The 26,447-nt window shown below is 66.6% G+C and carries 24 protein-coding genes and 1 pseudogene; 3 read left to right on the forward strand and 22 right to left on the reverse strand.

The window, feature by feature from the left end:
* Window positions 1-637: 637 nt before the first annotated feature.
* Window positions 638-2,026: pseudogene (locus M8R19_RS30965) on the forward strand (IS4 family transposase).
* Window positions 2,027-2,053: 27 nt separating this feature from the next.
* On the opposite strand, the gene M8R19_RS30970 reads toward M8R19_RS30965, so the two are convergent.
* The 12 genes from M8R19_RS30970 to M8R19_RS31025 form a co-directional block, all read right to left on the reverse strand.
* Window positions 2,054-3,322, reverse strand: a complete 1,269-nt coding sequence (locus M8R19_RS30970) for an acetyl-CoA hydrolase/transferase family protein (protein WP_074984395.1) — start codon at window positions 3,320-3,322, stop codon at window positions 2,054-2,056.
* A gap of 66 nt (window positions 3,323-3,388) precedes the next feature.
* The gene (catC, locus tag M8R19_RS30975; RefSeq protein ID WP_074984398.1) at window positions 3,389-3,667 is read right to left on the reverse strand and encodes a muconolactone Delta-isomerase; all 279 of its coding nucleotides are present in this window, start codon (window positions 3,665-3,667) and stop codon (window positions 3,389-3,391) included.
* A 16-nt stretch (window positions 3,668-3,683) separates the two neighbouring features.
* Complete coding sequence (locus M8R19_RS30980) at window positions 3,684-5,024, reverse strand: MFS transporter (protein WP_283939526.1); 1,341 nt, start codon at window positions 5,022-5,024, stop codon at window positions 3,684-3,686.
* A 171-nt stretch (window positions 5,025-5,195) separates the two neighbouring features.
* Window positions 5,196-6,083 carry an acyl-CoA thioesterase gene (locus tag M8R19_RS30985; RefSeq protein ID WP_249919877.1) on the reverse strand — a complete coding sequence of 296 codons (888 nt, stop codon included), beginning with the start codon at window positions 6,081-6,083 and terminating at the stop codon, window positions 5,196-5,198.
* A gap of 10 nt (window positions 6,084-6,093) precedes the next feature.
* Window positions 6,094-6,798, reverse strand: coding sequence for a 3-oxoacid CoA-transferase subunit B (locus tag M8R19_RS30990; RefSeq protein ID WP_283939527.1), 705 nt, complete (start codon window positions 6,796-6,798; stop codon window positions 6,094-6,096).
* A gap of 2 nt (window positions 6,799-6,800) precedes the next feature.
* On the reverse strand, window positions 6,801-7,490 hold the full coding sequence (locus tag M8R19_RS30995; RefSeq protein ID WP_249919879.1) for a 3-oxoacid CoA-transferase subunit A: 690 nt from the start codon (window positions 7,488-7,490) through the stop codon (window positions 6,801-6,803).
* Between the two features lie 184 nt (window positions 7,491-7,674).
* On the reverse strand, window positions 7,675-8,376 hold the full coding sequence (locus tag M8R19_RS31000) for an SDR family oxidoreductase (RefSeq protein ID WP_180711927.1): 702 nt from the start codon (window positions 8,374-8,376) through the stop codon (window positions 7,675-7,677).
* 12 nt (window positions 8,377-8,388) lie between these two features.
* On the reverse strand, window positions 8,389-9,441 hold the full coding sequence (locus M8R19_RS31005) for a cyclase family protein (RefSeq protein WP_249919880.1): 1,053 nt from the start codon (window positions 9,439-9,441) through the stop codon (window positions 8,389-8,391).
* Between the two features lie 124 nt (window positions 9,442-9,565).
* A complete protein-coding gene (locus M8R19_RS31010) occupies window positions 9,566-10,468 on the reverse strand; it encodes a LysR family transcriptional regulator (RefSeq protein WP_074984416.1) in 903 nt (300 codons plus the stop codon).
* 127 nt (window positions 10,469-10,595) lie between these two features.
* Window positions 10,596-11,486, reverse strand: a complete 891-nt coding sequence (locus M8R19_RS31015; protein WP_249919881.1) for an MBL fold metallo-hydrolase — start codon at window positions 11,484-11,486, stop codon at window positions 10,596-10,598.
* A 45-nt stretch (window positions 11,487-11,531) separates the two neighbouring features.
* A complete protein-coding gene (locus M8R19_RS31020) occupies window positions 11,532-12,401 on the reverse strand; it encodes an alpha/beta fold hydrolase (RefSeq protein WP_116425259.1) in 870 nt (289 codons plus the stop codon).
* Between the two features lie 8 nt (window positions 12,402-12,409).
* Window positions 12,410-13,606, reverse strand: a complete 1,197-nt coding sequence (locus tag M8R19_RS31025; RefSeq protein WP_249919882.1) for an acetyl-CoA C-acetyltransferase — start codon at window positions 13,604-13,606, stop codon at window positions 12,410-12,412.
* 271 nt (window positions 13,607-13,877) lie between these two features.
* On the opposite strand from M8R19_RS31025, the gene M8R19_RS31030 reads away from it, so the two are divergent.
* The gene (locus M8R19_RS31030) at window positions 13,878-15,116 is read left to right on the forward strand and encodes an OprD family porin (RefSeq protein WP_180711931.1); all 1,239 of its coding nucleotides are present in this window, start codon (window positions 13,878-13,880) and stop codon (window positions 15,114-15,116) included.
* A gap of 233 nt (window positions 15,117-15,349) precedes the next feature.
* On the opposite strand, the gene M8R19_RS31035 is transcribed toward M8R19_RS31030, so the two are convergent.
* From M8R19_RS31035 to M8R19_RS31050, 4 genes are all read right to left on the reverse strand, one after another.
* A complete protein-coding gene (locus M8R19_RS31035; RefSeq protein WP_116425256.1) occupies window positions 15,350-16,159 on the reverse strand; it encodes an HpcH/HpaI aldolase/citrate lyase family protein in 810 nt (269 codons plus the stop codon).
* Window positions 16,160-16,169: 10 nt separating this feature from the next.
* Entirely contained in the window at window positions 16,170-17,333 is a 1,164-nt protein-coding gene (locus tag M8R19_RS31040) for an acyl-CoA dehydrogenase family protein (protein ID WP_249919883.1), read from the reverse strand.
* A gap of 45 nt (window positions 17,334-17,378) precedes the next feature.
* Complete coding sequence (locus M8R19_RS31045; protein ID WP_249919884.1) at window positions 17,379-18,206, reverse strand: HTD2 family dehydratase; 828 nt, start codon at window positions 18,204-18,206, stop codon at window positions 17,379-17,381.
* A gap of 647 nt (window positions 18,207-18,853) precedes the next feature.
* Window positions 18,854-19,210, reverse strand: coding sequence for an alpha/beta hydrolase family protein (locus M8R19_RS31050; protein ID WP_249919885.1), 357 nt, complete (start codon window positions 19,208-19,210; stop codon window positions 18,854-18,856).
* Window positions 19,211-19,290: 80 nt separating this feature from the next.
* Here M8R19_RS31050 and M8R19_RS31055 point away from each other — a divergent pair, with 80 nt between their 5' ends.
* Complete coding sequence (locus tag M8R19_RS31055) at window positions 19,291-19,809, forward strand: LysR substrate-binding domain-containing protein (RefSeq protein ID WP_249919886.1); 519 nt, start codon at window positions 19,291-19,293, stop codon at window positions 19,807-19,809.
* Window positions 19,810-19,908: 99 nt separating this feature from the next.
* Here the strand turns inward: M8R19_RS31055 and M8R19_RS33270 are convergent, their stop codons facing one another.
* The 6 genes from M8R19_RS33270 to M8R19_RS31080 form a co-directional block, all read right to left on the reverse strand.
* On the reverse strand, window positions 19,909-20,037 hold the full coding sequence (locus M8R19_RS33270; RefSeq protein WP_258872516.1) for a hypothetical protein: 129 nt from the start codon (window positions 20,035-20,037) through the stop codon (window positions 19,909-19,911).
* Window positions 20,038-20,687: 650 nt separating this feature from the next.
* Window positions 20,688-21,494, reverse strand: coding sequence for a helix-turn-helix transcriptional regulator (locus M8R19_RS31060; RefSeq protein WP_249919887.1), 807 nt, complete (start codon window positions 21,492-21,494; stop codon window positions 20,688-20,690).
* A 105-nt stretch (window positions 21,495-21,599) separates the two neighbouring features.
* The gene (eutH, locus tag M8R19_RS31065) at window positions 21,600-22,832 is read right to left on the reverse strand and encodes an ethanolamine utilization protein EutH (protein WP_249919888.1); all 1,233 of its coding nucleotides are present in this window, start codon (window positions 22,830-22,832) and stop codon (window positions 21,600-21,602) included.
* Between the two features lie 99 nt (window positions 22,833-22,931).
* A complete protein-coding gene (locus M8R19_RS31070) occupies window positions 22,932-23,696 on the reverse strand; it encodes an SDR family NAD(P)-dependent oxidoreductase (RefSeq protein WP_249919889.1) in 765 nt (254 codons plus the stop codon).
* A 294-nt stretch (window positions 23,697-23,990) separates the two neighbouring features.
* Window positions 23,991-25,481: an aldehyde dehydrogenase gene (locus M8R19_RS31075; protein WP_249919890.1), complete on the reverse strand. Its 1,491-nt coding sequence runs from the start codon at window positions 25,479-25,481 to the stop codon at window positions 23,991-23,993.
* Window positions 25,474-26,385, reverse strand: a complete 912-nt coding sequence (locus tag M8R19_RS31080) for a dihydrodipicolinate synthase family protein (RefSeq protein ID WP_249919891.1) — start codon at window positions 26,383-26,385, stop codon at window positions 25,474-25,476. The genes M8R19_RS31075 and M8R19_RS31080 overlap by 8 nt, the downstream gene beginning before the upstream one ends.
* Window positions 26,386-26,447: the final 62 nt, after the last annotated feature.

A 26,447-nucleotide genomic window follows, 5' to 3' on the forward strand; every position in this document is an offset into this window, starting at 1 on the left:
ATGGGTATCGCTTCGCTCAACACCATCCTTCGAAAAGCCATGCTCGCTCATGCGGGAGCGGACTTTGTCCTCGATGGGGCGTGTCCTGAGCGGGGCCAATCGCGGACGGAGTCCGCTCCTACGTTCGTGTGTCCCTGGAACTGGACTGTGTTCCGTGCCGAGGTTGAGATCGGAGCGGGGGGCGCAGAAGAGCACCCTCTCCCCAGCCCTCTCCCGCAAGCGGGAGAGGGGGCTGTCCGGCATGTTCGGGGAGTTCGGCACCAACCTGTAGGAGCGGGCCCTGCCCGCGATTCGCGCGCAGGGCGCGCTCCTACAAGGGGCTTGGTGCGGGGCAACCCGTAGGAGCGGATCTCATCCGCGAATCGCGCCGGAGCCTCCGGCCATCGCGGACAAGGTCCGCTCCTACCCCCGCCGGCAAACCACCCCGTAGGATGGTGTTGAGCGAAGCGATACCCATCACCGCGGCCGCATGGGTTTCGCAAGCTCAACCCATCCTACGAAGAGCATCTCGGACGTAAAAGGAGACGGATCTGAATGGCACTTACTTAAGCGCTAAGCGATTGATTCAGAAAAGAAAGGCTGCTCTTGGTCTACGGTGATAGTTGCGAACACACACCGAGCCCAAGGAGCAGCCCAGATGAATCCTAGGCGCCAAGCCGTCATTCATCAACAGCAGCGCGCCCGTCGGCATACATCGAATACGGACGCTTACGCCTTCTTCAACCTGCTAACCGGCCCTGAATTATTCGAGCATGTCGAGTCGTTGCTGCCGTTTCATCGGGAGCGCTTGTTCCCGCCGACAGAGACGTTGTCCATGTTCATGGCCCAGGCCTTGAGTGCCGACCGTTCCTGCCATAAGGCGGTCAATGAGATGGCCGTCAAACAACTGTTAGCGGGTTTGAAGCCGTGCAGCACGCACACCGGCGGCTACTGCCGTGCTCGTCAGCGGTTGCCGGTGGAGATGGTTTCCACGCTGGTGCGCAACACTGGCAGCCTGATCAGTCACTATTCAGGCAAGACAGGGCAATGGATGGGCAGACCGGTTCGGCTGGTGGATGGCACGACGGTGTCGATGCCGGATACAACGGCTAATCAGGCCGCCTATCCGCAGTCGCGCGGGCAAAAGCCGGGATTGGGCTTTCCGATTTGTCGGCTGGTTGGCATCGTCTGCCTCTCCAGCGGTGCAGTGCTGAATGCAGCATTGGGTCGTTTTCGCGGCAAGGGTGGCGATGAGCAAACCCTGTTGCGGTCGATGCTCGATACGTTGAACGCTGGCGATGTTTTGCTGGGAGATGCCTACTACGCGACCTATTTCCTGCTGTGTGAATTGCAGCGCAGGGGCATCGATGGTGTGTTTGAGCAATATGGCGCGCGTCGGCGCAGTACCGACTTTCGGTGAGGTAAGCGCCTGGGGACGCGCGATCATCTGATCGGTCTGGAAAAGCCCCGGAAACGCCCATCCTGGATGAGCCAGGCTTACTACGAGCAAGTGCCTGACAGGTTGGAGGTTCGGGAGTTGAAAGCGGGCGACAAGATTCTGGTCACGACGCTGCGCTGCACGAGTCAAACGCCCAAGGCTGCCTTGAAAGCGCTGTTCAAAAGCCGCTGGCACGTAGAGTTGGATCTGCGCAATCTCAAAACCACGATGGGACTCGAAATGCTGAGCTGTAAAGCTCCCGCGATGGCTATCAAGGAACTCTGGATTTACCTGCTGGCACACAACCTGATTCGCCTGATCATGGCGCAATCGGCCTCGATGGCTGACTGCCTACCCCGTGAATTGAGCTTCAAGCACAGCCTCCAGCTATGGCTGGCGTGGCGGCAATTCGACGATGATCCTGACGGAGGTACGACTCTTCGCGGCCTGCTGGTTCTGGTCGCGCAACAGCGTGTCGGCAATCGCTCCGGGCGAGTTGAACCCAGAGCCCTCAAGCGAAGGCCAAAGCCCTACCCATTACTGACCTGCACACGTCAATCTGCTCGGGCAGCGATCAAGAAACACGGTCATCCGAAAAGGGTTAAGTAAGTGCCATTCGGGACGGATCTATTTTCTCTACTCTAAATCTGCCGGTTTTGCCCGCAGCTGCGCCTCCAGCGCCGCGCGGTGTTGCGGATGGGTAACTTCCAGCAGGCATTCCACTCTCTGTCGCAAGGATTTGCCGCGTAGATCAGCGACGCCGTATTCAGTGATGATCAGCCCTGCGTCGCTGCGTGGAATGGTGGCGGGGCCATTGAGCCTGGCGACGATGCGGCTGTTGGCGCCGGCGGTGGAGGGCAGGGCGATGATCGGCAGTCCGCCTCTGGAGCGCTGGGCGCCGCGCAGGAAGTCCAGCGCGCCGCCCACCGCGCCGACGTAGCTGCCGGCGGCGATTTCCGAGTTGACCTGGCCGGTCAGATCCACTTCTACCGCGGAGTTGATCGCCACGAAACGGTCCAGGCTGGCGAGCACGTCCGGGTCGTGGGTGTATGTGGTGGAGCGCAGTTGGATGGCGGGGTTGTCATGGGCGAAGTCGTGGATCACCCGGCTGCCCAGCAGCACGCCACCGATGCTGACGCCACGGTCGCGATTTTTGCGGGCGTTGGTGATGACGCCGGCCTGCATCAGCTGCGCGACGCCATCGCCAAGGCTGCCCGAATGCACGCCAAGGTCACGGTGGCCGCGCAGGGCACCGAGCACGGCGTCGGGGATGGCGCCGATGCCCATCTGCAGGGTGGCGCCGTCATCGATCAGCCCGGCGATATGCGCGGCGATACGGGCGTCCGCTTCGCGGATGCGCGCCGGGGGATTCTCCAGCGGCGGCCGGTCGGTGTGCAGGATGGCGTCGAGGTCCGCATCGCCCAGGGTGCGTTCGCCGAAGGTACGCGGCGCCTGCCGGTTCACCTCGGCAATGACCACCCGCGCATGGTCCAGCGCTGGCAGCAGGTACTCGTGGGCGATGCCCAGGCTGTAGCGGCCATGGCTGTCGGCGGGCGCCAGTTGCAGCATCAGCACGTCGATGCGCAGGGCTCCGCTGGCGATCAGACCGGGCAGCTGTGAATAGTGGCAAGGCAGGATGTCGAGTACCCCGGCGTTGCCCAGTTCGCGGTTGGCGCCGGCGCCGCAGTAGGCGAGGAAATCGACCACGTCGGCATGTTCGGGGCGGCAGGTCCGGCTGCTGGCGATGCCGAGCATGACGCGGAAGCGGCCGATGCGTGCGCGTTGCTCCATCAGGGCTTGGGTCAGCGGCAGGGGTTCGGCGTTGGCCTGGCCCCAGAGTACGGTATCGCCGGGGCGGATCAGCTCACTGAGGTCGAGCGCGTCCGCTTGCAGCAGCATTGGCATGGCGTGGCCGCATCCTGAAAGTGGTGTGAGGAAGGCGCGGCGGCCCGGGCGGGCCGCCGGCCGAGGTCAGGCGATGGAGGAAGGGTGCCTGGCCAAAGGGGTGACCTGCAGGGTCATGAAGGGAAACAGCGGCAGGCTGGAAAGCAGCGCATGCAGCTCGTCGTTGCTCTCGACATCGAACACGCTGATGTTCGAGTACTGGCCGACGACCCGCCACAGGTGCGGCCATTTTCCCGATTGCTGGATTTCGATGGCGCGGGCCTTCTCGGCAGCCTTGATCGCCTCGACTTCTTCGGCCGGGATGTCGCGGGGAATGTTCACGTCCATTCTTACGCAGTACAGCATGGTGATTCCTCGGTTTTCAGGGTTTGCTCTGGGACAGCTGGGTACCGCTCGAAGGTTGCGGCCCGGTGTCGTCGTTCATGGCCTTGGCGTCGACATCCTGCAGGCGTACGCCGCGGGTTTCCGGGAGCAGCAGCACGGCGGTGACGGAGAGGGCATAGGCCACCAGGCAGAAGGTGCCGATGGACTGGGCCAGGCCGATCTGCTCGGAGAGCACGCCGACGCCGGCGATGGAGAGCGCGCCCAGGGACTTGCCCAGGTTGTAGGAGAACCCCATGCAGGTGGTGCGTACGTGGGTGGGGAAGAGCTCGCTGAGGAACGGGCCGAGCACTGCGAAGATGCCGGTGGCGAAAGCGCCCACCGGGAAGGCCATGGCCATCAGCAGCGTCGTGCTCATCGGCACCAGCATGTAGACCACGGTGAAGATCCATGCGCCCACGCTGAACAGCAGCAGTGCCGGGCGGCGGCCGTAGCGGTCGGCCAGCCAGGCGGTGACCACGAAGCCGGCGAAGGCGCCCGCGCACATGATCAGCATGGTGAAGATCACCGGGCCGGGCTTGAGGCCGCGCACCGAGACCATCAGGGTCGGCAGCCAGGCCATGATGGTATAGGCCGCTGCCTGCAGGCCGGTGACCAGTACCGCGCCGAGCAGGGTCAGGCGGATCACGTTGGGACGGAAGGCGGAGAGCATCGAGGCCCTTTCTTCGACCTTGGCGGTGGCCTGCTTGTAGATCTCCGGGTCCTTGACGTGCCGGCGTATGAACAGCACGAAGCCGGCCGGGATCACGCCGACCCAGAAGGCTGCGCGCCAGGCCATCTCCTGGGGCAGCCAGGCGAGCAGGGCGGTCATGATCACCGCTGCCGCCGCCCAGCCCAGGGCAAACCCGCTCTGCACGAAGCCCAGCGCCTTGCCGCGGTGTTCCGGGCGGATGACCTCGGCCATCAGTGCCGCGCCGACTGCCCATTCGCCGCCGAAGCCCAGGCCTTGCAGGGTGCGAATCACCAGCATCTGCTCGTAGCTCTGGGTGAAGCCGGCGATGAAACCGAACAGGGTGAACCAGCAGATGGTGAAGATGAGGATGCGTACGCGGCCGTAGCGATCGCTGAGGATGCCGGCGATCCAGCCACCGAAGGAGGCCGAGAGCAGCGCGGCGGTACCGAGGACGCCGGCCTCGCCCTTGGAGATCTGCCAGACCGCCATCAGCGCCGGCAGCAGGAAGCTGAACATCTGGGCGTCGTAGGTATCCAGCGCCCAGCCGGAGAAGCAGGCCCAGAAGGTCTTGCGCTCCTGCCGGGAGCCGGATTTGTACCAGTCGAACATGGTGATTACCGTCCTTATTGTTATTGGGTGTCGGCTCATGGCTCGGAGCCACGACTTCATTGTTGGGGAGTGCCTGTCGTTGCGAGCAGATCGCCAGGTGGAGCCGGCAGGGGCGCGCCGAGGCGTCAGTTCGTGGTACGAGCATGCGGCAGATTGCTGCGTGCGCCCATTTGCCTTTGCGAAAGCCTGCCTTTCGGCCGTGCTAAGCGATCAGTCGGTCCTCGGCGAAATCAGCAGGTCCTGGGCCATGCTGGCGATCAGGCGGCCGTCGCGGCAGTAGATGTGCACCAGTGCCAGGCCGCGCCCGGCCAGGCTGCGGGTGGCCTGGCTGACGAACAGCAGCCAGTCGTCGCAGGCCGGTTCGGGCGTGTGGAACCAGAGCGTGTGGTTGAGGTTGGCGACATAGTGGTGTTGCCACAGTTCGTGCATGCCCAACGGTGGCGCCAGGGCGCCGTTGAACCAGCAGTCGGACAGGTACGCCAGCGCCGCGTGGTGCAGACAGCCCTCGGCGGTCAACGGCTGCAGCAGGCGCACCCAGTAGGCGATCTCGTTCCGTGGCGGTGAACCGGCGAAGCAGGCCTCCGGGTTCACCGGGCGGATGTCCAGTAACGGTAGCCCGGTGAAGCGTACCTGCAGCGCCTCGCCCTGGCCGGGGTAGCGTTCGGCCAGTTCGCGCAGGTCGGGCAGGCTCTCCGCTGGCGGGACCTCGCGATCCAGGCGCGGTACAGGTTCGAGCGTTTCTCCAGGGTTCTGGAAGGTCGCATGGGCGCTGAGCACCAGCGAGGTGCCCTGCACGCCATAGATGTGCCGGCTGGAAAAGCGCCGGCCGTCCTGCAACGCCTCGACCTTGTATTCCAGAGCCCCCTCGGGACGGGCACCTTGCAGGAAGGTGGCCTGCAGGGTACTGGGCACGCGCTGCGGGGTGGTCTGCGCGGCGGCCCAGAGGGCCTGGCCGAGTAGCTGCCCGGCGTAGACGCGGCCATTGGCGTTGCTGTCGTTGACGGTGCTGCGGAAGGTGTCCTGCGGGCCGTCTTCCAGGCTCAGCAGTTCCGTCAGGTCGCCCTGGTCCCAGGGCTGGGCACGGTCGAAGGTGGCCACGCTGCCGTCCTCAGGCCGAACTGCCCAGGGCGCGTTCGGCGCTCGGGCTCAGGGCTCTCGCGGGGCGGCTGGCGAGAGTGGAGAAATCCAGCGGGATCGGCGTGACGTCCTGCAATGCCTGGGCCGTGGTCTCGCCCACCAGCTCGATGACCTGCACGCAGCCGGCGGTTATATCCAGGGTGGCGAGGTCGGTGTAGACGCGGCTGACGCAGCCGATCCCGGTGAGCGGGTAGGTGCAGCGTTGGATCAACTTGCATTCGCCGTTCTTGGCCAGGTGCTCCATCATCACGAAGATGCGCTTGGCGCCGATGGCCAGGTCCATGGCGCCGCCGACGGCGGGGATCGCATCCGGCGCGCCGGTGTGCCAGTTGGCCAGGTCACCGTTGGCGGCGACCTGGAAGGCGCCCAGCACGCAGATGTCCAGGTGGCCGCCGCGCATCATGCCGAAGGAGTCGGCGTGGTGGAAGAACGCTGCGCCCGGTGCCAGGCAGATCGGCTCCTTGCCGGCGTTGATCATGTCCCAGTCTTCCTCGCCCGGCCTGGCGCCGGTCCAGCGGCCGAGCACGCCGTTCTCGCTGTGCAGGAAGATGTCCTTGTCCGCCGGCAGGTGGTTGGCCACCAGGGTCGGCAAACCGATGCCCAGGTTGACGTAGGCGCCTTCGGGGATGTCGCGGGCCACGCGGGCGGCCATGGCGTTGCGGGTCTGTTTGTCCATGCTCAACCTGCCTGACTGTGGGCGATGGCGCGGGTGCGCTGCACGATGCGTTTGACGAAGATGCCTGGGGTGACCACCTGCTCCGGGTCGATCTCGCCCAGGGCGCAGACGCGGCCCACCGAGGCGATGGTGTGGCGCGCGGCCATGGCCATCACCGGGCTGAAGTTGCGCGCGGTCTTGCGGTACACCAGGTTGCCCCAGCGGTCGCCGACCTCGGCGTTGATCAGCGCGTAGTCGACGTGGATCGGGGTTTCGAACACGTAGTGGCGGCCGTCGATCAGGCGGGTTTCCTTGCCTTCGGCGAGCAGGGTGCCGTAGCCGGTGGGGGTGAAGAACCCGCCGATGCCGCAGCCGGCGGCGCGCAGGCGCTCGGCGAGGTTGCCCTGGGGGACGATCTCCAGCTCGATCCTGCCGGCACGGTACAGTTCCTCGAACACGTGGGAACCGACCATGCGCGGGTAGGAGCAGAGAATACGGCGCACGCGGCCGGCCTTGAGCAGGGCGGCCAGGCCGGTATCGCCCTGGCCGGCGTTGTTGCTCACCAGGGTGAGGTCGCGCGCGCCCTGGGCGATCAGCGCATCGATCAGGTCCTCGGGCATCCCGGCGCCGCCGAAGCCGCCCACGGCGATGATCGCGCCGTCGGGAATCTCGGCCAGCGCCAGGGCGGCACTGGGGCAAAGCTTGTCGATCATGACTGCGGGTCCTTTTTCGTTTTCATCGCAGGCGGATGCGGCCTTTTCCGGCCTTCATCGCGCCTGGAAACCAGCTTGCCAGCGCGCCCTGGGGGTCACAATTTCAGTCTGCGGAAGGGGTGTTTAACCGCGGATTAACAAGCTGCTGGCCTGCTGATGAGGCGGGCCAGCAGGGTGAGGCAGGTCAGACGGCGGCTACACCGACGGTCATGCCACCGCACACGTAGAGCACCTGGCCGGTGACGAAGCCGGCGCGCGCATCGAGGAAGAACGAGGCCGCCTGGGCGATGTCGTCCGGCACGCCCAGGCGCTTGACCGGCACGCTGTCGATGATCGCCCGGGTGCGCGGGCTATCCGGCGGATTGGCGCGCTCGAACAGCTCGGTACGGATGGGGCCGGGGCCGATGGCATTGGCGGTGATGCCATGCCGGCCCAGCTCCAGCGCCCAGACGCGGGTCATGCCCAGCAAACCGGCCTTGGTGGCCGCGTAGGCGCTGCGCAGCTCCTTGCCCAGCGCGGCGCGCGAGGACATGTTGAGGATGCGCCCGAAGCCGGCGTCCTTCATGCCCGGCAGCAGCGCCTGCATGCATTGCAGCGAGCAGCGCACGTTCAGCGCCCAGACCCGCTCCAGTTCTTCGAGGCTTTGCTCGTCTGCAGGGTTGGGGCAGACCATGCCGACGTTGTTCACCAGGCGGGTGATCGGGCCAGCGGCCAGGGCCTGTTCCAGGGCGGAGGCAGTGGCGGCGGGGTCGGTGAGGTCGGCGATCAGGCCGTCGCCGATTCGGTCGATGATCACCGGTTCGAATCCGTCCTCGCGGCAGCGTTGGGCGATGGCCGCGCCGATACCGGAGGCGCCTCCGGTAATGAGCACGCGTTCTCTGGGCATGATGGAACTCCGTCAGACTGTGGCGATGGGGTTGAGCGGGGCGCCCACGGCGCCGGGCAGGCGCAGCGGCGGGGCGGTAAGCAGGAAGCGGTTGCGGCCGTTGGCGCGCAGCCAGTTGGCCAGCGGCGTGAGGTGCCAGAGCTCGCCCAGGTGCACCCCAAGCTTGAACAGGCAGTGGTGGTGCAGCGGCATCACCGAGCAACAATCACCGGCATGGCCGGCGGGGAAGATTTCCACCGAGTAGTTGTCGGCGGCGATGGCCACCAGGTTGCTGTCGGTGATCCAGTTCAGCAGCCGCGAATCGTGGCCGTCGAGCACGGCGGCCAGCCGATCCAGTTCCGCTGGGTCGGGGTTGCGGTTCATCCCCAGTAGGGCTTCGGCGTAACCGGTATGCAGGCAGACGATGTCGCCGGCCTCGACTTCCACCTTGTCGGCGTCCATCACCCGCATCAGCTCGTCGTAGCCGATATGCGTGCGTTCGAGGCCGAAGTGGTGGTGCAGGTCGATCAGCACGCCGCGGCCCTGCACGCAGGTCTCGGCCATGCGCTCGATGCCCAGCGCGTGGGCGCAGGAGGTGCTGTGGGGTTTGATCGGCCCGGCGATGCCGCAGTCCTGGAGGTCGCTGGGGCCTTCGACGTCGCCGCCGGCGCTGAAGCCGTTGTAGTACAGCGGTTCGGGCACACCGTCGTCATCGGCGTCGAACAGCGCGCCGACGTGGGAGAGCGCGTCCCATTGCGTGGAGTACTGCAGGTGGAGGATCGCCAGGTCGTCGCTGAGCACGTCGGGGCGGCCTTCCTGGATCCACTGGTACTGGTAATTCATGTTGACCCCGCCCTTGCGCAGCAGCGGGCGCAGGATCGGCGGCAGGCGGTTGACGTTCATCGCGTTGCCGCCCGGGTAGTCCAGCGGCAGGCTGAGGCAGAAGGCTAGCCCCTCGCGCACTTCGGCGATGCCCTGCAGCACCTTCTGCGGCGTCAGCAGGTTCAGCCGGCCCCTCTGGTCGTCGGGGCCGAAGTCGCCCCAGTTGGAGCCCTCGGGGCGTTTCTTCCAGCGTTTTTCGGCCATGGGTGGTCCTTGTCATTGTTGGTTGCGGAGCGCCCTGGAACGTGGCGCGTCCTTGTGCAACAAGGCTCCCAGACTCGTTTGGGGTGGACAATTGGCCTCTTCGAAAGGGGGGCTTAACCTGGGGTTAAGCCGCGCGGTAGCAGTCGATCAGGCTGTCGGCGAAGTCGCGGGCGAAGGCCGAGAGGCCGTCGAAATCCTGGGCGCAGAGCTGGAAGGTGCGCACCGCCCAGGGGTCGAGCAGCTTGCACGAGCCGATTCTCTGGCTGCCCTTGAGCCGCTCGAAGCCGGCCTGGGGCACGATGGCGATGCCGGCGCCGGCCTCGACCATGCGGAAGATGGCATCGGAGCTGGCGACCTGCACGCGGATGGTCAAGGGGATGTGCAGCGCCGCCGCCGCGCGGCTGAGGAAGACGTGGATGGCGCTGCCTTCGAGCAGGGAGACGAAGGCGTATTGCAGGGCCTGCTTGAAATGCACTTCGCCACCTTCGAGGATCGGGTGGCCTTCGGGGGCGATGACCATCAACCGGCTGCTCACCAGCGGCACGCTCTGCAGGCCGTCGGTGACCACGCTGCCGGAGACGATGCCCAGGTCCGCGCTGCCATCGCGGATGCAGCGCACGATGTCGTCGCTCAGGCGCTCGCGCATATCGATGTGCACGTCGGGGTGGGTCTTGAGGTATTCGCCCACCACCGGCGGCAGGTATTCGGTAATGGCCGTGGTGTTGGCCAGCAGGCGCAACTGGCCCTTGAGGCCTTCGGCGTACTGCTGCAGGTCGCCGGTGAGCATCTCCAGCTGGGAAAGGATGATGCGCGCATGCTGCAGGTAGGTCTTGCCCGCGTTGGTCAGGGTCACGCCCTGGGGCGAACGCTCCAGCAGACGCATGCCGAGGTTGTCCTCGAGATTCTTGATGCGGTTGCTGGTGGCCGGCACGGAGAGGAAGGAACGCTCCGCGCCGCGGGTGAGGCTGCTGGTTTCCGCGATGTTGATGAACAGCCGGAAATCCGTGATATCGAAATGCATCGCCATGGTCAGGTACTTCTTGCCAAGTGGTATGCCACGGTACTGGCTGGTGAATGGCCTGCATAGACGGTGTTCGTCGCTCCGGCGCCGCCATGTACGGCCCGCGCCGCATGGGGCGGCGCAGGCAACGGGCTCACCAGTGGGCCGCCTCGAAGCGGAAGCCCTCGCCCTGGCGGCGGATGAAGCCGCAATGGGGCTCGCCGAAGTGCACCGGCAGGATCAGCGCGCCGGAGTCGGCGGCCTCGTTGAGGAAGGCCAGGCGCGTCTGCCGGGCGGTGTCTTCCCAGATGCAGTAGCCGGAATTGATATCCGGACGGACGATCTGCACCGGGCTGTGCAGGATGTCGCCGCAGAAGATGCCTTCCTCGTTGCCGGAGCGTACCTTGAAGATCACCTGGCCGGGGCTGTGGCCGGGCGCTGCCTGCACCTGCAGGCAGTCGGCGATTTCCTCGCCGGGCACCATCATCCGCGCAAGGCCGGCATCGACGATGGGCATCACGCTGTCGAAGAAGGATTCGCCGAACACGTCGATGACGCCGCCTTCCTTGTTCTTGCCCTGGTGGCAGAAGTCGAAGTCGTCCTTGGGGAAGTGGTAGGTGGCGTTGGGGAAGGTCGGTTCCCAGCGCCCGTCCTTCCAGGTGGTGTTCCAGCCCACGTGGTCGGCGTGCAGGTGGGTGATGACGACGTGGGTCACTTTCTCCGGTGGCGCGCCGGCGGCAATCATCCACTCGCGCACCAGGCCGTTGAGCATGTTCATCCGCGCGATGCCCGGGCGCGGCTTGAAGTTGCCGACGCCGGTATCGATCACCACGATCTCGCTGTCCACGTGCACGATCCAGAACTGGATGGTGACGATCAGCTTGTTCATGTGCGGAATCCAGTGGTTCGGCGCCATCAGCTCGCGGTGTTCTTCCAGCACCTGGCTGTCCATCTGTGGGAAGAGGAACGCCGGGTCGTGGGTGGGGCCTGCGTATTCGAGTATGCGGGTGACCTTGATGTCACCGATCTTGCGCGACTGCATCATGGGGCGTGGTTCCTCATTGTCGTTGTTCTGCTATCACGGTGTGCTTCAGGCGGCATGGCCACTGGCGCCGACGCGGTGCTGCGGGTGCTCGATGAACGCCCGGTAGAGCGTCGAGCCGGACAACCCGGCGCATACATAACCGCGCACCAGCGTGGCGACCAGCCGGGGGCTCTGCAGCGGCATGAAATGCCCGGAGGCTACCTGCAAAGGCTCGATCTGTGCAGCGAATCGGGCCAGGCGGTCGATTTCCGCCGGGGGCCGTAGGGCGTCGTATTCGCCGGCCACCAGCAGGGTGCGTTGCGGAAGGCGGGGCAGGTCGCTTTCCAGTTCCAGGCCGGCAAGCATGGCGAAGGTCGCGGCGAAGCCCTGGGGATCGGCGGCACGCCAGCGCAGGCGAAAGGCGTCGAAGCGCCCGGCATCGGTGCGCAGCGGGACAGGCCAGGTTTTTTCCAGCAGCGCCGGCACCAGTTCACCCAGGCCTTCTTCACGCAGCGCGGCAGCGCGCTGGCGGGTGGCATCGCGAGCCGAAGCGGCGACCCCGCAGGCCGGCGCCAGGCCGATCAGTTGCTGGCAGCGCCCGGGATAGCGGGCGGCGAAACGGATGGCGATGGCTGCGCCGACAGCGACGCCCATCAGCGCGACGGGGGTATCGATCCGCAGCGCGTCGAGCAGGGCTGCCAGGTCGGCCACGTGATCGTCGATGGCCAACTCGCCGGGAAATTTTTCCGACAGCCCGGCGCAGCGGGTGTCGTAGCGCAGCAGCGTGAGTTCGCCAGCCAGGGTGGCGCAGAGGTCGTCCCAGCTTTCCAGGCTGCCGCCCATCTCGTGGATGAGTACCAGCACCGGCGTGTCGGGGCGTTCGGCCGGCAGCAACTGGTAGCGCAGGGCGGCCTGGTTGACTTCGATCCAGTTCATGGCGGCCCTCACACCCGCTCGAACAGCGCGGCCATGCCCTGGCCGCCGCCGATGCACAGGGTTTCCAGTCCGTAGCGTGCGCCGCGGCGCTGCATCTCGTGGAGCAGGGTGGTCATGATGCGCACGCCGGTGGCGCCGATCGGGTGGCCCAGGGAGATGCCCGAACCGTTGACGTTGACCCGTTCGTCATGCTCCAGGCCCCAGGCCTTGAGCACGGCCAGCGCCTGGGCGGCGAAGGCCTCGTTGACCTCGATCAGGTCCATCTCGGCCAGCGTGCGCCGGGTGCGTTGCAGCAGCTTCTCCACCGCCGGCACCGGGCCGATGCCCATGCGCGCGGGGTCGCAGCCGGCCGCCGCCCAGTCCACCAGGCGCGCCAGCGGCTTGAGGTTGTGGCGTCGGGCGTAGTCCGGGGAGACCACCAGGCAGGCCGCCGCAGCATCATTCTGCTGGCTGGAGTTGCCCGCCGTGCACACGCCGTCGGGCCGCAGCACGCGCAGGCCGGCCATGCTTTCCAGGCTGGCGTCCTCGCGGATGCCTTCGTCCATCGACACGCTGGTTAGGCTGCCGCGCCTTCCGGGTACGTCGACCGCTATCACTTCTTCGGCGAAGCGTCCGTCACGCCACGCGGCGGCGGCATTGCGGTGGCTGCGCACGGCGAAACGGTCGGCTTCCTCGCGGCTGATGCCGTAGTCGCGGGCCAGGTTCTCGGCCGTCTCGGGCATGCCGGAGATGTAGCCGAAGCGCTCGTGCGGCTGCGAGCGCTCGCGGCCACGCTCCAGGCGGTCGTGGAACTTCACGCTGCCGGCGCGGGCGCCCCAGCGCATGTCGGTGCTGTAGTACTCGATGTTGCTCATGCTCTCCACGCCCACCACCAGCACCGCCTGGGCGTGGCCGGTCTGCACGTGCATCGCCGCGTCGGCCAGCGCCTGCAGGCCGGAGCCGCAGCGGCGGTCGAGGGTATAGCCGGGCACTTCCAGCGGCAGGCCGGCGGCCAGCGCGGCATAGCGGCCCATGCAGGGCGCCTCGCTGGAGGCATAGGACTGCGAGACGATCACCTCGTCCAGCGTCGCCGGGGGAATGTCCAGGCGCTGCAGCAGGGCCTGGATGATGCCGGCGGCGAGCTGGTCGGCGGTCAGCGGGGCGAGGGCGCCGCCGAACTTGCCGATGGGGGTGCGCAATGGCGAAACGATCAGTGCGTCGTTCATGGACTCGACCTTGTGCGGGAAATGCCGGGCAGCATGGGCAAGGTGGGATGGCCTGGGCAATTTCGCATCGTGAAAGCCTGCCTTCGCCGTTGCTTAACCCGCAGCGCCCGCGGGGGTTCGGCCGCGATCTTTGCCTGGGCGAAACGGCTCCTTAAGCAAAACCCAATACCCCTATCCGTTCCCGCGTTTGCATCCTTCAGCGCACCCGGCGCTCCTTCCGGGCCCTTTGCACCGCTTCAAGAAAACAACAACAACCAACACGGATACCTCCATGCAGAATCCTTCTCTGGCCCGGCTCTGCGGCCTGCTCGCGCTGCCGCCGGCCCTGGCGCTCCCGGCGCTGGCCCATGCCGATTTCATCAAGGACAGCAGCGTCAACCTCAGCCTGCGCAACATCTACTTCAACCGCGACTTCCGCCAGGACAACGCGCCGCAATCCAAGCGCGAGGAGTGGGCCCAGGGCTTCATGTTCAGCGCCAAGTCGGGCTACACCGAAGGCACCGTCGGCGTGGGGCTGGAGCTGTACAGCGCGCTGGGCCTGAAGCTCGATTCCTCCGACGCCCGCGCCGGCACCGGCCTGTTGCCCAACCGCTTCGGCGATTCCGGCCCTGGCAGCTACAGCGACCTCTCGGGCGTGGCGAAGATGAAGATCGCCAAGACCGAGCTGAAGGTCGGCGGCTTCACCCCCAAGACGCCGGTGCTGCTCTCCAGCGATGCGCGCCTGCTGCCGCCGATCTACAACGGCGCCACGCTGACCTCCAGCGACATCGACAACCTGACCCTGGACCTGGGCCGTTTCGACAAGGTCAACTTCCGCAACTCCAGTGGCAACCACGACGAGATCATCGCCGGCAACTACAACGTCAGTGGTGATCACTTCGACTACTTCGGCGCTACCTATGCCTTCTCGCCAACGGTCAACCTCGCGTACTGGCGTGCCGAGCTGCAGGATGTCTACGAGCAGAACTATCTGGGCTTCCAGGGCAGCCGCAAGGTGGGCGACTGGGTACTGAGCGCCAACCTGGGCTACTTCGATTCCTCGGAGAACGGCGCTGCCCGTGGCGGCGACATCGACAACGGCCTGACCACCGCGATGCTCTCGGCCAACTACGGCGCGCAGACCTTCCGCGTCGGCTACCAGGACAACAGCGGCGACAGTCCCTTCCCGTACCTGCAGGATGCCGACACCTACGGTGCCAACGTGGTGCAGATCCTCGATTTCACCCGCGCACAGGAAACCTCCTGGCAGGTGCGCCATGATCTGGACTTCAGCGCCTTCGGCATCCCCGGCCTGACCATGATCAACCGCTACATCCGTGGCGACGGCTATGAGATCGGCGGCAAGGCCGGCAAGGAATGGGAGCGCAACCTGGACATCACCTATGTGGTGCAGAGTGGCCCGCTGAAGAACTTCGGCGTGCGCTGGCGCAATGCGACAGTGCGCTCCGATGGCGCCGGCGAGCTGGACGAGAATCGCCTGATCCTCTCTTACACGCTGTCGCTGAAATGAGTCGCGGGGCCGCCTTCCACAAGTAGGTGGCTGCCCGATCCACCGGGCTTGCCCGGTGCGCCCGGACGGCGAGACACCCCTTGCCGATACCGGAATCCCGACCCTGAGGTAAACGCACGCCTGGTCTCCACGATGGACCGGGCGTTCGCGTTTGCGCGGCCTGAGTTCCGTAGCGTGGCGGCGGCGCAAAAAAAAGCCGGCCACGAGGGCCGGCGCAAGCGAGGTCGGTGCTGTCAGTCGTGCAGCGCGAGCAGGCGCCGGGCGCGTTCGATCACCGGCGCATCGACCATCTGCCCGTCCAGCTGGAAGGCGCCATTGCCCCGGGTAGCACTGACGATCTTCCGTGCCCAGTCCAGTTGCTCGCGGGTCGGCGCCAGCGCCTGGTGCACGCCGATCACCTGGCGCGGATGGATGCACAGCATGCCGGCGAACCCGGCATCTCGGGCTTCGCGGGCGAAGCGGGCAAGGCCCTCGAGGTCGGCGATCTCGGGAAACACGGTGTCCAGCGGCGCGGCGAGGCCGGCCAGGCGGGTGTGCAGCAACAGCGCGTAGCGCACCTGGTCGAGCAGGCGCGTTGCGACCGCGGTGCCGGCGCTGATGCCCAGGTCCAGGCACAGGTCGAGACCGCCGAAGGTCAGGCGCTGCACGCCGGCGACCCGTGCCATTTCCGGCAATGCCTGCAGGCCCGGGGCGCTCTCGACGATGGGCAGTACCGGCTTGCCGACCGTGGCGGCATTGACCACCTGCTCGACGCTTTCCGCCTTGGGAAGCAGCAGGCCGACCACGCCACGATGACGGCACAGGTCGAGGTCCGCATCGTGTTCCCGGTGCCCGGCCATGTTCACCCGCACCCAGACGCCGGCGTCGGGGCTGGCGTCGAGGAAAGCGCGCAGATGTTCGCGCGCCTGGGCCTTGGCGGACGCCTGCACGGCATCCTCCAGGTCGACGATCACGGCATCGGCGCCGCTGGCCAGGGCCTTGGCGAAGCGCTCCGGGCGATCTCCCGGCACGAACAGCGCGCTGCGCAGCTTGTCCAGTTGCATGTGGCCTCCGTCAGAACGAGCGCGGCAGTTCGAGCAGGTGCTCGGCCACGTAGGACAGGATCAGGTTGGTGGAGATCGGCGCCACCTGGTACAGGCGCGTCTCGCGGAACTTGCGCTCCACGTCGTATTCGTTGGCGAAACCGAAGCCGCCGTGGGTCTGCAGGCAGGCGTTGGCCGCCTCCCAGCTGGCCTTGGCCGCCAGGTACTTGGCCATGTTCGCCGCGGCCCCGGCGTTGCGCCCGGCGTCGTATTCCGCGCAGGCCTTCCAGCGCATCAGGTCGGCCGCTTCCACCTCGATGTGCGCCTCGGCGATGGGGAACTGCACGCCCTGGTTCTGCCCGATCGGGCGGCCGAACACCACGCGGTCGCGGGCGTACTGGCTGGCCTTCTCGATGAACCAGCGGCCATCGCCGATGCATTCGGCAGCGATCAGCGTGCGCTCGGCGTTGAGCCCGTCGAGGATGTAGCGGAAGCCCTTGCCTTCCTCGCCGATCAGGCTGCTGGCGGGGATTTCCAGGTTGTCGAAGAACAGCTCGTTGGTCTCGTGGTTGACCAGGTTGGCGATCGGTTGCACGGTCAGGCCGTTGCCGATGGCTTCGCGCAGGTCGACCAGGAAGATCGACATGCCGTCGGCCTTCTTCTTCACCTCGGCCAGCGGCGTGGTGCGCGCCAGCAGGATCATCAGGTCGGAGTGCTGCACGCGGGAGATCCACACCTTCTGGCCGTTGACCACGTACTTGTCGCCCTGGCGCACGGCGGTGGTCTTGATCTTGGTGGTGTCGGTGCCGGTGGTCGGCTCGGTGACGCCCATGGACTGCAGGCGCAGCTCGCCGCTGGCCAGCTTCGGCAGGTAGTAGCGCTTCTGCTCCTCGCTGCCGCTGCGCAGCAGGGTGAACATGTTGTACATCTGCCCGTGGATGGTCCCGGAGTTGCCGCCGCAGTGGTTCACCTCTTCGAGGATCACCGAGGCCTCGGCCAGGCCCAGGCCGGAGCCGCCGTATTCCTCGGGGATCATCGCCGACAGCCAGCCGGCCTCGGTCATGGCTTTGACGAAGGCTTCGGGGAAGCCCTTGCGCTCGTCGATCTCGCGCCAGTAGGAGCTGGGGAATTCCGCGCACAGGGCGCGCACGCCTTCGCGGATGGCGTTGAGTTGTTCATTGTCGTGGTGGTTCATCGGTCTTCCTTTGGGCTGCGTCAGTGGGATGGACGCGGGGCGGGGTCAGTCGAACAGGACTTCGGCGCGCTGGCACACGCCGGTGGAGTTGGCGGCCCACAGCTCGGCTGTGCCGGGCTCGGTGTGGCGCCCGCCCACCTGGAACGGCTCGGGGGCGATCAACGGCCGCACGCCACGGAAGCTGAAGCGGCGCAGGCGTGCCAGCGGGTTGGCCCGGGCGAAGGCGGCGAGGCTCAGCGTGGCGGTCAGCGGCCCGTGCACCACCAGCCCCGGATAGCCCTCGGCGCCGGTGACGTAGGGCCAGTCGTAATGGATGCGGTGGGCGTTGAAGGTCACCGCGGAGTAGCGGAAGAGCAGGGTGGGCTCGGGCGCGATGCGCTCTTCCCACTCGGCCTGGGGCGAGGGCTCGCCTGCGCCGAGCTTGGGCGGCGAGGGCTCACGGTAGACGATGTCCTGCTCTTCGCGCAGGCACAGGCGCTGGTCCTGCCAGTACTCGTGGGCGAGGGTGACGAACAGCAGCGAACCGGTGCGCCCGGCCTTCTCCTCTATGCGCTCGATACGCGTCTTGCGCCAGGCTTCGGCGCCGATCCGCAGCGGTTCGAGGAATTCCAGGCGGCCGCCGGCCCACATGCGGTTGCGCCCGTGGGCCGGCGGCATGAAGGTGCCTAGCGTGGGATGGCCGTCCGGCCCCAGGCGGCTACCCGCTACCTGCTCATTGAAAAAGCACCAGTGCCAGAGCCACGGTAGCTCCTCGCCATGGGCCGGCGCCTGGAGGCTGAAGGTCGCCGCGATGCGCTGCACGAGGTTGCGGCTGAGCTGGTCGTGCACTTCCTGGGTACGCCCCAGCCATGCCGAAGGATCGAAGTCGGTCATGCCTTGTGTCCGCTTTGAGGATGATGGCCGGCATGATGTGGGCGCGTGCGGACGGGAAGGAATTCGCTTTTGCGGAAGTCCGATTCAAGCTCAGGCTAATACAGGGTGGCGGAGCTTCAGGTCGATGCCTTCGATACGCCTGTGCGCACAACGTTTGTATGAGCGCGCCCTGCGCGAACGGCGTGCACCGGCGGTAGCTGTACTTCGGGCAACCCCACTCCCTCTCCCGCAAGCGGTGTAGGAGCGGGCCCTGCCCGCGATTTCGCGCGCAGGGCGCGCTCCTGCAAGGGGCTTGGTGCGGGGCAACCCGTAGGAGCGGATCTCATCCGCGAATCGCGCCGGAGCCTCCGGCCATCGCGGACAAGGTCCGCTCCTGCCATACGGGTGGGCACGGCTTCTCGTAGGAGCGAGCTTGCTCGCGAACACACTTCACTGCGCTGCTCATTCACGAGCAAGAACCAGGCGTCCCCCTCGACCCTACGAAGAGGCGATCTGCCTGTCTCCACCGAGCCTGGCAGATAGTCGATGACGTGGCGCATTCGATGGTCGGTGATGGCTGCGTTGATGGTGTAGGCGCCGCCTCCGCAGATGCCGATGGCGCCGATGCGATCGGCATCTGCGGAGGGTTGGGCCACTGGCGGCGGGGCTTACAGACGGCTCTTGAAGAACCCGGCCAGCACCGACACGGCTTCGTCGACATAGGGTTGCTTGTCGTACAGCGACATGTGGTTGGCGCCCTCGATCAGGTGCATGTGCTTGTCCTGGGACGCTGTGCGGGCGAGGAGGTCATCGCTCATCCATTTGCTGCCGGCCAGGGTGCCCGCCACGATCTGCAAGGGCTGGGTGAGGAAGGCTTCGGCCTTGTGGTAGGCGTCGTAGGTGATGATCTGCGGCAGGCTCCGGGCGGCCATGTAGCCCGGAGCGTTGGGGTGCTCGCAGCGCGGGGTGTGGTAATACTCCCAGGCTTCGCGCAGTTCTTCGTTGGGCGCGTCTTCCTCGCGCATCGCCGCCCGGACGTTGCTGGAGCCGCACCTGGGCGAGTTCCTTTCCCGTTATCCGGGGCTACGTCTGGAACGGGTGCTCAATGACGGCTTCGCCAACATCATCGCCGACGGCGCGGACGTGGGGATCCGCCTGGGGGAGAGCCTGGACGAGCACATGGTGCCGATCACGCCGCGCATCGAGATGGCGATCGTTGGCTCGCCGGATACTTCAAGCGTCACGGCCCCCCGAGACGCCGGCGGACCTGGTTCGCCACAACTGCCTGGCATACCGCTTCACCAGCAGCGGGACGCTGGATCGCTGGTCTTTCACCGCGCCGGATACCGAGGCCCGGCCCCACGTGTTCGAACCGCGGGGCAGCGTCGTGTTCAACGACGACGAGAGCATGCTCAAAGCGGCCGTGCAGGGGGTGGGGCTGGTCAAGTACCTGGACGTCTGCATCCGCGAACAACTGGCATCCGGAGAGCTGGTGCATGTGCTTCAGCCCTGGTGCCCGTCCTTCGCCGGCTTCTACCTGTATGCCCCTACGCGTGCCCAGGTGCCGGCCAAGGTGCGGGCGTTGATCGATTTTCTGGTGGAGAAACGGATGGCGCTGGGGTGAGGTTGGTGCGGTGCTTTTGCGCGGCTGCTGCTGGTCGACTGCTGCTCTTCGGGAGCGACCCAGACCGCCATTCGTTAACACCCCCCGATTCTCCCTCGCCTACGAAACCTGGCTCCCGCTCAAGACGCGACACATCAGTACGCTGGCCCTGGGCGGCGTCATCGGCCTGCCGGCGACCGCCTGCAGTTTCAGCAGCTCGATCTCGATCAGGTCTTGCACGGTGAGCATTGGGGCCTCTTGTTTCGACGCGGGCGGGATGCCGTTCATTATCCGGAGTTATCCGGGGGCGCCTAGCTCTCTCTTGTCATTCTTGTGAGCGTGGGTATGACGGGGTTGAGGTTGGAGCGGAGGTTCGCAGAAGAGCACCCTCTCCCCAGCCCTCTCCCGCAAGCGGGAGAGGGGGCCGTCCTGAGCGGCGTCAAACTCGGGCGCAGTCCTGATACCTCCGTCATTCCCGCGAACGCGGGAACCCAGAGACGTAGGAGTGGACGGTGGAGGCAGGGAGCTTCGTGATTCCGCACTGCGCCGAACGGTCCCCTCTCCCGCTTGCAGGGGAGGGTTAGGGAGGGGGAGCGGAGCACAGGTTTGGCTGCGGAGTGTGGGCGACGTCCGTTGCCCTTACCCCAGCCCTCTCCCGGAGGGAGAGGGGGCCGTTCGGCGTGGGCGTATAACCCAGCGTCAGCCGGAGAGTTTGTAGGGCGGATAACCGTTCGCGGTTATCCGCCGCTGGCTATGTCACACGGGGTGTCCGGCCTGGTCGGTGAGCCCAATCGCGGACGGAGTCCGCTCCTACAGTACGGGCTGGCACAGCTTTTCGTAGGAGCGAGCAGCCTGCAAGGCAGTCGCTCTTGTGTCCGGGCTTGAACAGCTAAACGCCCCTACCTCGCCGACTGCGCGATATAGCCGATGAACAACCGGAACAGGTCCGAGTTGCTGGAGATTTCCAGGCGCTGGTAGATGTTGTGCTTGTGGACCTTCACGGTGCCTTCGGAGATGCCCAGCAGGTGGGCGATGGAGGCGTTGCTGTGGCCTTGCAGGATGAGCTTGGCGATGTAGCGCTGGGCGTCGGTCAACTGGCCCTGGAGGATGTCGACGAAGGCGCTCTCCAGTTCGCTTTCGGGCGCTTCCGTGGTGGCTTCGGCGGGCTTCAGGGCGGTGCGCCAGTGCAGTTCCCAGGCCGCGGCTATCACTGGCGCCAGGGTTTCCAGGTGCTGGACTTCCTTTGGTGCGAAGGGGCCGTGGTCCTCGGCCTTCATCAGCGAGAAGACGATGGCCGTGCGCGGCTGCAGGTGGATGATGTAGCCGATCTCCTCGACCTGGGTGCCGTGGGTGGACGACACGCAGGGGTGCAGGTCGCGGGAGATGGCGAAGCCGGAGGAGAAGAAGCTGTCCGGCGCCAGGTCGCTCATGCGCCACAGGCCGGCCGGGTGGCGGTTCATGCTGGCCACGTAGAAGGGATCGAGCAGATAGCCGCCGCGGGAATAGGCCTCCAGGGTCTTCGCCGACACCTGGCCGTTGTAGCCGTCGTGCAGCAGTTCCGCGTTGCGGTCGAAGCGGAACAGGTATCCGCAGCTCATGTCGAAGCCGACCCTGCCGTCCAGCAGCGAGCCGATGGCGTGCCCCAGCTTGTCGGTGCCGACGGCGGCCATCAGGTCCGCCAGCTTCTTCGCGTCTTGGCTGTTCATGGAGGGCTGCGTCGCCTGTCTTGAGCCGGTGTTGCCGCGCCGGCGCGGGGCCGGCGGGTGCCTGGGCCTGGCAGGGGCGCCGCGGGGCGCCCCTGCGCGGGTGCGTCAGGACAGTCCGGTCGAGGCGCGCAGTGCGTCCTGCGGTGCTTCCTGGCTGCCCAACTGCTGCGCCTTGGGCACCGCCAGCCAGTAGGCCAGGAGCATGCCGATCAGGCCACCGCTGAGTTTTCCAATGATCAGCGGCAGGATCAAGCTCGGCTGGAAGTTGGCGGAGTAGGCCAGGTGGTCGCCGAAGGTGAAGGCCGCGCTCACCGCGAAGGCGATGACCAGCACCTTGTCCTTGGGCGGCATGTCCGCCACCAGGCGGAACATGGCGAGGATGTTGGCCGACGCCGCGAGGATGCCCGCCGCGCCCACCGGCGACAGGCCCAGGTGCGAGGCCACGCGCTCGATGGGGCGGGAGAGGAAACGCTTGATCAGGTAGACCATCGGGAAGGCGCCGCAGAGCATGATGCCCACGTAGCCGGAGATTTCCAGCGCGCGGAACTGGTCCTGCTTGTCGGCGATGATGGGGGCGAAGCCCCAGCTGCCGAAGTTGGCGGTGAAGAAGCCGGTGAAGTATTCGACGATGGACGCCACCAGGATCAGCGTGACCGCCGCGTACATGATACTGCCCAGCTTGAGGAACAGCCGCACCATCAGCCCCGGCACGTAGCGCAGCGCGGCGGCCAGGGCGATGCAGAAGAGAATCTGCGGCAGCAGGTTGCGCAGCAGCATCGGCAGGTCGAAGTGCAGTTGCAGGGTGGCGGCGCCGCTGGTTGCGATGTCCGGGCGCACGCCCAAGCCCAGCAGCTGCATGCCCATGGCGATGAACACGATGCTGATGGGAATGCTCAGCAGCCCGGCCATGATGCCCAGGGCCATGTACTTGTGGTCGGCCTTGGCGAGCATGGCCAGGCCCACGGGGATGACGAAGATGATGGTCGAACCGGACTGGAAGCCGGTGATCAGCCCGAGGATCCAGCCTTCCGGGTCGTGGGCCAGGGCCTGCGCCAGCTGGTAGCCGCCCAGGTCGGAAGCGATGAAGATCGCCCCGGCGATGCCCGGGTCTGCGCCCAGCGCGGTGAACAGCGGGCCCACGTAGTGGCTGATGAAGCTGGAGATGAAGGGGATCGCGGCCATGATGCCGGCGACCGGGATGAAGATCGGGCCGATGCTGTGCAGGCCGGCGTTGAACTCCTTGCCCAGCTTCGACTCGGCGTCGAGGATGGAGGCGATGGCGCCGACCACGGCGCAGGCCATGATGAGGTAGATGACGTACGTGCCGATGTTTTCCATTAGCTGCCTCTGTCTCTTGTAGGTTTCTTGTCTATTGGCAGAGCTAAGTGTTTTGCGAGCCGGGCGTTGTTGTAGGTCTGGGCGCGCGGCTCGGGCCGGTCAGGCCGCGGTGTAGGCGTTGTCGACGAACAGGTGGGCGCCGTTGACGAAGCTGGCGTCGTCGCTGGCCAGGAACAGCGCCGCCGAGGCCACCTCGCGCGGGTCGCACAGGCGGCCCTGCATGGCGCGCAGCGCCTCGTCGGAAACCTCGGTGCCGAATTCGCGCAGCAGGTCCAGCTCGCGGCGGCCGTGGGCGGTGCCGATGAAGCCGGGGCAGATGGCGTTGCTGCGGATGTTGCGGTCGCGGTATTCCACCGAGATCGCCCGGGCGAACATGTGGCAGGCGCCCTTGGTGGTGCAGTACAGGACTTCCATGGGGGTGCCGACCACGCCGGAGATCGACGAGGTGCAGATGATGCTGCCGCCGCCGGCCTCGATCATCTTCGGCAGCACGGCGCGGGTGACCAGGAACATGCTCTTCACGTTGATGTTCATCAGCCGGTCCCAGTCGCTCTCGCGGGTTTCCAGGAAGGGCCCGACGTGGATGGTGCCGGCGTGGTTCATCAGCACGGTGATGGCGCCGAAGCGTTCCTCCACCTGCGCCACCGCACGCCCGACCTGCTCGGCGACGGAGACGTCGGTGGGCACGAAGAGGGCCGTGCCGCCGGCGGCGTTGATCCGCTCGGCCACCGCCTTGCCGTCGCTGTGCGGAAGGTCGAGCAAGGCGACCTTGGCGCCTTCGCGGGCGAAGAGTTCGGACGCGGCCAGGCCGCAGCCGCCTGCGCCGCCGGTGATGAGCGCCACTTTGCCGTTTAGTCGTCCCATGGGTATCTCCTGCTTGTTGTTGGTGTGGGATTGCCGTGGGGCTCCACGCTAGGGACGGGCCTTGTGGGTGTCCATATGTCGGCGGATATACGCTGGCCTATCTCTTTGTTTTACAAGAAATAAAAGTCATTTTTCCGATGGGTGGAAAGTGCCGCGGGGGGAGGGTGGTGGCGCCGAATCCGGCAACCCGGCGAAGCACATCGCCCCGTTCGCCGCCCTGGATGGAAAACGCCCCCAGCGCCGGGCGGCGCTGGGGGCGGTACTGCGGGTTGGATCAGGGTTTTGCAGCAGGTATCACGAGGCGTCGATCCAGATGGTCTTCAGCTCGGTGTACTGGTCGTGGGCCCAGATCGACTTGTCGCGCCCGCCGAAGCCGGACTCCTTGTAGCCGCCGAAGGGCGTCGAGGCGTCGCCTTCGCCGAAGCAGTTGACGGTGACGATGCCCGCGCGGATTTCCCGGGCCAGGCGCAGGGCGTTGCGCAGGCTGCCGGTGTAGGCTGAGGCGGCCAGGCCGTAGACGGTGTCGTTGGCCAGGTCGATGGCGCCGTCGATGTCGGTGAAGGGCGTGACCGACAGCACCGGGCCGAAGATTTCCTCGCGGAACAGCCGGCTCTGCGGCTCGACGTCGTCGACCACGGTGGGCTCGACGAAGATGTCGCCCTGGGTCTGGCCGCCATAGACGAAGTCCAGTCGCTCGCTGCGGGCCTGCTCGATGTACGAACGGACCTTCTCGAAGTGGGCCTTGCTGACCAGGGCGCCGAGGCGGTTTTCCGGGTCCAGCGGGTCGCCCATCTTCCAGTCGCGCATGTGCACGCCGATGCGTTCGAGCAGGGCGTCCTTGATGTCGGCGTGGACGATCAGGCGCGAGGACGCCGAGCAGTTCTCGCCCATGTTCCAGAAGGCGCCGTTGACCACGTGCTGGGCGACCTGGTCGAGGTCTTCCACGTCGTTCATCACCACCGCCGGGTTCTTCCCGCCGCACTCCAGCACCACGCGCTTGAGGTTGGACTCGGCGGCGTACTTGAGGAACAGCCGGCCGGTCTCGGTGGAGCCGGTGAAGCTGACCATGGCCACGTCCGGATGGCGGCCGATGGGCTCGCCGGCCTCGCGGCCGCCGCCGGGCACCACGTTGAACACCCCGGCGGGGATGCCGGCCTGGTGCGCCAGCTCGGCGACGCGCAGGGCGGTGAGGGTGGTTTCCCGGGCCGGCTTGACCACGATGGAGCAGCCGGCGGCCAGCGACGGGCCGATCTTCCAGGCCAGCATCAGCAGCGGGAAGTTCCACGGCAGCACCAGGCCGACCACGCCGATGGGCTCGCGCACCACCATGGTCACGGCGCCGGAGCCGACCGGCGCCGTGCTGTCGTAGATCTTGTCGATCAGCTCGGCGTGCCAGCGCAGGGTGTGGATGGTCTCCGGCACGTCGATGTTCTGGCATTCGCGCACCGGCTTGCCGCTGTCCAGGCTTTCCATCACCGCCAGTTCGTGGGCGTGGTCTTCGAGCAGTTGGGCGAAGCGCTGCATGACCGCCTTGCGCTCGCCGGGGGAGCGCTTGCTCCAGCGGCCGTCCTCGAAGGCCAGGCGGGCGCTGGCCACGGCCAGGTTGACGTCCTCGGCGTCGCAGGCGGCGATGTCGGCCAGCCGCTCGCCGGTGGCCGGGTTGCTGCTGGCGAAGGTGCGGCCGGAGACGGCGTCACGGAAGCTGCCGTCGATGAAGGCCTGGGTGGGGAAGCGCAGTTCGGCGGCGATGGCGGCGTATTCCGCCTTGCTCAGCAATTCAGCCATTGTGGGTGCCCTCGGTGATCTGCGCGACTTCGCGCTTGAGTACGGCGACGATCTCTTTCAGTTCGGCCTTCTCGGCCTCGGTCATGCCCTTGAGCGGGGCGCGCACGCCGCCGCTGCGCAGGCCGGCCAGTTCGCAGCCGTACTTGATCGACTGGACGAACTTGCCGCCTTCCAGGAAGTCCATCAGCGGCATCATCGCCGCCATGATGCGGCGGCCCTTGGCGAAGTCGTTCTCCACCACGCAGGCCTGGTACAGGGCGACGTGCTCGCCGGGGATGAAGTTGGAGCCGGCGCAGACCCAGCTGCGCGCGCCCCAGGCGAAGAACTCCAGGGCCTGGTCGTCCCAGCCGCAGGACAGCGCGATGCGCGGGTGCTTGCAGGCCAGCCGGTGCAGCTGGCCGGTGGAGCCGGAGCTTTCCTTGATGGCGACGATGTTCTTGCAGCCGGCGACGGCGGCGAAGAATTCCTCGCCCATGTCCACGCCCATGCGCGCCGGGTAGTTGTACAGCATGATCGGCAGGTCGGCGGCGGCGTCGACGGCCAGCACGTGGTCGGCGATCTCCTGCTGGGTGGGCAGGGCATAGGGCGGCGAGCCGACCAGCAGGGCGTCGGCCTTGATCTCTTTCGCCGCCTTGGCGTAGGCCACCGAGTCCTCGGTGCGGATGGCGCCGGTGCCGACGATCAGCGGCAGGCGGCCGTTGATCACGTCCTTGGCCCTGGCCGCTAGGTCGAAGCGCTCCTGGGCGGTGTGGGCGTAGTACTCGCCGGTGGAGCCGCCGATGATGATGCCGTGGACCTTCGAGGCGATCAGGTATTCCAGCGCTTCGGCGAAGGCCGGATGGTCGATCTGGCCGTCGGCCGCCAGGGGCGTGATGGCGGGGGTGTAGATGCCTTCGAATTGCATGATGCGTTCTCCAGTGGGGTCGTGGTGGTCGGCCGCCGCGCCCAGCGGCGCGGCGGCCCTTG

The organism is Pseudomonas sp. R3.Fl, assembly GCF_023516765.1.
Taxonomy (GTDB): Bacteria; Pseudomonadota; Gammaproteobacteria; order Pseudomonadales; family Pseudomonadaceae; genus Pseudomonas; species Pseudomonas citronellolis.

What these genes read in the sequence shown, in the direction of transcription:
- M8R19_RS30970 (WP_074984395.1), bottom strand. Translation starts at nt 3,322, where the DNA reads ATGCCAATGCTGCTGCAAGCGGACGCGCTCGACCTCAGTGAGCTGATC.
- catC (WP_074984398.1), bottom strand. Translation starts at nt 3,667, where the DNA reads ATGCTGTACTGCGTAAGAATGGACGTGAACATTCCCCGCGACATCCCG.
- M8R19_RS30980 (WP_283939526.1), bottom strand. Translation starts at nt 5,024, where the DNA reads ATGAGCCGACACCCAATAACAATAAGGACGGTAATCACCATGTTCGAC.
- M8R19_RS30990 (WP_283939527.1), bottom strand. Translation starts at nt 6,798, where the DNA reads ATGGACAAACAGACCCGCAACGCCATGGCCGCCCGCGTGGCCCGCGAC.
- M8R19_RS30995 (WP_249919879.1), bottom strand. Translation starts at nt 7,490, where the DNA reads ATGATCGACAAGCTTTGCCCCAGTGCCGCCCTGGCGCTGGCCGAGATT.
- M8R19_RS31000 (WP_180711927.1), bottom strand. Translation starts at nt 8,376, where the DNA reads ATGCCCAGAGAACGCGTGCTCATTACCGGAGGCGCCTCCGGTATCGGC.
- M8R19_RS31005 (WP_249919880.1), bottom strand. Translation starts at nt 9,441, where the DNA reads ATGGCCGAAAAACGCTGGAAGAAACGCCCCGAGGGCTCCAACTGGGGC.
- M8R19_RS31010 (WP_074984416.1), bottom strand. Translation starts at nt 10,468, where the DNA reads ATGGCGATGCATTTCGATATCACGGATTTCCGGCTGTTCATCAACATC.
- M8R19_RS31015 (WP_249919881.1), bottom strand. Translation starts at nt 11,486, where the DNA reads ATGATGCAGTCGCGCAAGATCGGTGACATCAAGGTCACCCGCATACTC.
- M8R19_RS31020 (WP_116425259.1), bottom strand. Translation starts at nt 12,401, where the DNA reads ATGAACTGGATCGAAGTCAACCAGGCCGCCCTGCGCTACCAGTTGCTG.
- M8R19_RS31025 (WP_249919882.1), bottom strand. Translation starts at nt 13,606, where the DNA reads ATGAACGACGCACTGATCGTTTCGCCATTGCGCACCCCCATCGGCAAG.
- M8R19_RS31030 (WP_180711931.1), top strand. Translation starts at nt 13,878, where the DNA reads ATGCAGAATCCTTCTCTGGCCCGGCTCTGCGGCCTGCTCGCGCTGCCG.
- M8R19_RS31035 (WP_116425256.1), bottom strand. Translation starts at nt 16,159, where the DNA reads ATGCAACTGGACAAGCTGCGCAGCGCGCTGTTCGTGCCGGGAGATCGC.
- M8R19_RS31040 (WP_249919883.1), bottom strand. Translation starts at nt 17,333, where the DNA reads ATGAACCACCACGACAATGAACAACTCAACGCCATCCGCGAAGGCGTG.
- M8R19_RS31045 (WP_249919884.1), bottom strand. Translation starts at nt 18,206, where the DNA reads ATGACCGACTTCGATCCTTCGGCATGGCTGGGGCGTACCCAGGAAGTG.
- M8R19_RS31050 (WP_249919885.1), bottom strand. Translation starts at nt 19,210, where the DNA reads ATGCGCGAGGAAGACGCGCCCAACGAAGAACTGCGCGAAGCCTGGGAG.
- M8R19_RS31055 (WP_249919886.1), top strand. Translation starts at nt 19,291, where the DNA reads ATGACGGCTTCGCCAACATCATCGCCGACGGCGCGGACGTGGGGATCC.
- M8R19_RS33270 (WP_258872516.1), bottom strand. Translation starts at nt 20,037, where the DNA reads ATGCTCACCGTGCAAGACCTGATCGAGATCGAGCTGCTGAAACTGCAG.
- M8R19_RS31060 (WP_249919887.1), bottom strand. Translation starts at nt 21,494, where the DNA reads ATGAACAGCCAAGACGCGAAGAAGCTGGCGGACCTGATGGCCGCCGTC.
- eutH (WP_249919888.1), bottom strand. Translation starts at nt 22,832, where the DNA reads ATGGAAAACATCGGCACGTACGTCATCTACCTCATCATGGCCTGCGCC.
- M8R19_RS31070 (WP_249919889.1), bottom strand. Translation starts at nt 23,696, where the DNA reads ATGGGACGACTAAACGGCAAAGTGGCGCTCATCACCGGCGGCGCAGGC.
- M8R19_RS31075 (WP_249919890.1), bottom strand. Translation starts at nt 25,481, where the DNA reads ATGGCTGAATTGCTGAGCAAGGCGGAATACGCCGCCATCGCCGCCGAA.
- M8R19_RS31080 (WP_249919891.1), bottom strand. Translation starts at nt 26,385, where the DNA reads ATGCAATTCGAAGGCATCTACACCCCCGCCATCACGCCCCTGGCGGCC.